This window comes from Streptomyces synnematoformans, from assembly GCF_039531005.1.
GTDB lineage: Bacteria > Actinomycetota > Actinomycetes > Streptomycetales > Streptomycetaceae > Streptomyces > Streptomyces synnematoformans.
The window spans coordinates 1-3685 of record NZ_BAAAPF010000472.1 but is presented as its reverse complement, the minus strand read 5'-3'; the positions used below and the strand labels follow the sequence as shown (position 1 = coordinate 3685).

3 protein-coding genes are annotated in these 3685 nt (G+C 77.7%); 1 reads left to right on the top strand and 2 read right to left on the bottom strand.

Annotation, left to right across the window (positions count from 1 at the left end):
• Window positions 1–111: 111 nt before the first annotated feature.
• Both alc and allB read right to left on the bottom strand, forming a co-directional pair.
• A complete protein-coding gene (alc, locus tag ABD317_RS34585) occupies window positions 112–1206 on the bottom strand; it encodes an allantoicase (protein ID WP_344295468.1) in 1095 nt (364 codons plus the stop codon).
• Window positions 1203–2564, bottom strand: coding sequence for an allantoinase AllB (gene allB / locus ABD317_RS34580; protein WP_344295465.1), 1362 nt, complete (start codon window positions 2562–2564; stop codon window positions 1203–1205). Before allB ends, alc begins: the two co-directional genes overlap by 4 nt.
• A 172-nt stretch (window positions 2565–2736) precedes the next feature.
• Here allB and ABD317_RS34575 point away from each other — a divergent pair, with 172 nt between their 5' ends.
• Window positions 2737–3531, top strand: a complete 795-nt coding sequence (locus ABD317_RS34575; RefSeq protein ID WP_344295462.1) for an IclR family transcriptional regulator — start codon at window positions 2737–2739, stop codon at window positions 3529–3531.
• Window positions 3532–3685: the final 154 nt, after the last annotated feature.

The window sequence follows — 3685 nt, the reverse complement described above, 5'->3', positions numbered from 1 at the left end:
GGCCCGCCCGGCCCGGCCGCCGGCCCGTCGTGGCCGGGCCCGGCCGCCGCGGTTCCGGCGCCTTCCCGCACCCGCCGGGCCCGCGGCACGCGCGCCGGACCGTTCCCGGGCTCACGCCCCGCCCCGCTCGCCCTCCGGCGCCAGGCTCCCGTGCAGGCGCAACCGCGCTATGCCCCCGTCCGGATAGACGTCGAGACGCGCGTGCGTGCCCACCACCGCCGCCGCCAGCACGAAGCGGTGGTTCGTGTCCGGCTGCAGCCTCGTGCGCGGCAGCGCCTCCGTCCACGCGCCGCCGTCCCCGTCCCGTACGGACACCGCCGCCCAGCCCGCGGCATTGCCCTTCAGATACGCCGTGTCGATCTCGACCGCGCGGATCTCGCCGCGGCCGGCGAGGGCGTAGCGGATCCAGTCGTGGCCGGCGTCCCGCCGGCGGCGGGTCTCCCAGCCGTCGTCCATCTGCCGCGGGCGGCCCGGCCGGATGGTGTTGACGGGCGGGGAGTAGAAGCGGTCGGAGGCGTCCTCGACGCGCCCGCCGTGTTCCAGCGCGACGAGGTCGAAGGTGCCGAGCGCCGCCAGCCACGCCGGGTCCGGGACGACGTCGCCGTGGACGCGGAGGCGGGCGATGCCGCCGTCCGGGTGCTGGCGCAGGCGCAGGTGTGTGCAGCGGCGCTCGCCGGTGACCGCGAAGCCGTTGGCGGCGTGGCCGCCGACCGTGGTGCGGGGCACCAGCCCGGTCCAGGCCACGCCGTCCGCGAGCAGTTCCGCGGGGGACGGCGTGCCGGGGACCTCGGCGCCCTCGACGCTCACGGACCGCGGGTGGTTGCCGCGGAAGTGGGCGGTGTCGACGACGATGCCGCGTACGACGCCGGGGGCGCCGAGGCGGATCAGCGCCCAGTCGTGGTCGGCGTCGGCCGGGTGCGGGGTCTCGGCGGCGGCGCCGCGGCGGCGTCTGGTCTCCCAGCCGTCCATGACCTTGCCCTTGTGCCCGAACGCCGCCGGGTCGAACTCCGCGCGCCCGGGCAGCAGCAGATTCTCGCGGGGGGCGAAGAACTCGTCGTTGGCGGCGACGACCGCGCCGCCGAGGCGCCGGTCGGCGAGGTCCGGCAGGGCGGCGAAGCCGAAGTCGGCGGTGCGGTAGTCGGCGTAGGGGTCGCCGCCGCGGTACGGGGCGGCGGCGCCGGTGAAGCGGGGGATCTCGTCGGTCACGGGTGCTGCCGCCCTTCGTCCCGGCCGGTGCGGCCGAGGAGCCGGCCGCGGGGTTCGGTGTGCACGCCGCGGTGGTGGACGCGGCGCCCGCGCAGCCAGGTGGCCGTGACGACGCCGTGCAGCCGCCGGCCCGCGTACGCGGTGACGGGGTTGCGGTGCTGCAGGTCCGCCGGGTCGACGGTGAAGGCCGCGTCGGGGTCGAGCACGGCGAAGTCGGCGTCCCGGCCGGGCTCGACGGCGCCCTTGGCGTCGAGCCCGGCGAGCCGGGCGGGTCCTGCGGCCATCCAGCGGGCGACGTCGGCGAGGCCGTGGCCGCGCCGGCGGGCCTCGGTCCACACCGCGGGCAGGCCGAGCTGGAGCGAGGAGATGCCGCCCCAGGCGGTGGCGAAATCGCCGGTCTTCAGCTCGGCGGTGGCCGGGGAGTGGTCGGAGACGACGCAGTCGACCGTGCCGTCGGCGAGTCCGGCCCACAGCAGGTCCCGGTTGCCGGCCTCCCGGATGGGCGGGCAGCACTTGAACTCGGTGGCCTCGTCCGGGATCTCCTCCGCGGTCAGGGTGAGGAAGTGCGGGCAGGTCTCGGCGGTGACGGGCAGGCCGGCGCGGCGGGCGGCGGCCAGGGCGGGCAGCGCGCCGGCGGAGGAGAGGTGGAGGACGTGGACGCGGGTGCCGTGCCGCGCGGCGAGTGCGACGACCCGTTCGACGGCCCGGTTCTCGGCGGCCCGCGGGCGGGAGGCGAGGAAGCCGGCGTAGTCGCGGCCGGGGACGGGCGGTGCGCCGTCGAGCACCTCGGGGTCCTCGGCGTGGACGACGAGCAGCGCCCCGAGGCGGGCGGCCGCGGCCGCGGCGGCGTCCAGCCCGGCGCCGGCGAGCGGCGGGAACTCCTCGACGCCGGACGGGGAGAGGAAGCACTTGAAGCCGAAGACGCCGGCGGCGTACAGCGGTGCGAGGTCCGCGGCGTTGCCGGGGACCGCCCCGCCCCAGAAGCCGACGTCGACGTGCACCCGGGTCCGGGCCGCGGCCTGCTTGGCCACGAGCGCCCGGACCGTGGTGGTGGGCGGCAGGCTGTTGAGCGGCATGTCGACCAGGGTGGTGACGCCGCCGGCGGCGGCCGCGCGGGTGGCGGTCGCGAAGCCCTCCCACTCGGCCCGGCCGGGGTCGTTGACGTGCACGTGGGTGTCAACGAGCCCGGGCAGCAGCGCGTGGTCGCCGCAGTCCTCGGCGCGGGCGCCGGGGGGCGGGGCCGTCTCGTACGGCAGCACGGCGGCGATCCGTCCGCCGGCGACCGCGACGGCGGCGGGCCGCTCGCCCTCGGGGGTGACGACGCGGCGTGAGCGCAGCACCAGTTCGACGTCCGGCACCCGGTCCCCTCTCGACGGCACCCTGTTTCAACGTTCTGTTGAAATGCACTGTCTCCGCGGCTGCGCGTCCCGTCAAGGCCGGACAGGCGGGCCGTCCGGTGGATTCCACATGATGAAAGCCGGATTCCGGACCGTTAAGCTGCGGTCGCACCCGATCGGAAGGAACCCGCACGTGCCCCGCAGCACCGCAGCGCCCGGGCCGGCCGCCGCCGGCGGCGTCCAGTCGCTGGAGCGCGCCTTCGACCTGCTGGAGCGGATGGCCGACGCGGGCGGCGAGGTGGGGCTGAGCGAGCTGGCCGGCAGCAGCGGGCTGCCGCTGCCGACCATCCACCGCCTGATGCGCACCCTCGTCGCCACCGGGTACGTACGCCAGCAGCCCAACCGCCGCTACGCCCTCGGCCCCCGGCTGATCCGGCTCGGCGAGAGCGCGTCCCGGCTGCTGGGCACCTGGGCGCGGCCGCACCTGGCGCGGCTGGTGGACGAGACCGGCGAGACCGCGAACATGGCGCTGCTCGACGGCGACGAGGCCGTGTACGTCGCGCAGGTGCCGTCCCGGCACTCGATGCGCATGTTCACGGAGGTCGGCCGCCGGGTCCTGCCGCACTCGACCGGGGTGGGCAAGGCCCTGCTGGCCCAGCTGCCGGACGACGCGGTACGGGCCCTGCTGGCCCGCACCGGGATGCCGGCGGCCACCGAGAGGACGCTCACCTCGCCCGACGCCTTCCTCCGGGCGCTGGCCGCCGTCCGCGCGGACGGCTACGCGGTGGACGACAACGAGCAGGAGATGGGCGTGCGCTGCCTGGCCGTCGCGGTGCCGGACGCGCCGACGGCCGCGGCGGTCTCGATCTCCGGCCCCGCGGGCCGGCTGACGGAGGCGGCGACGGAGCGGATGGTGCCGGTCCTGCGGGAGGCCGCCCGGCAGCTGTCGGCGGCGCTCACGGACACGACGGACGGCGCCGCGGGCTGACCTCGGGTCCCGGCGGCGGGGGGCGGCGCGGGCGGAACCGGCACGGTGAGGCGGTGCGTGCGGAAGACCTCTGACGCGCGGTGGGGCCGGAGCGCCCGAGGGCAGGGTGCGCGCCGGAACGACCGAGCGCCCGGTGCGGGCGGGCGCCCCTCGC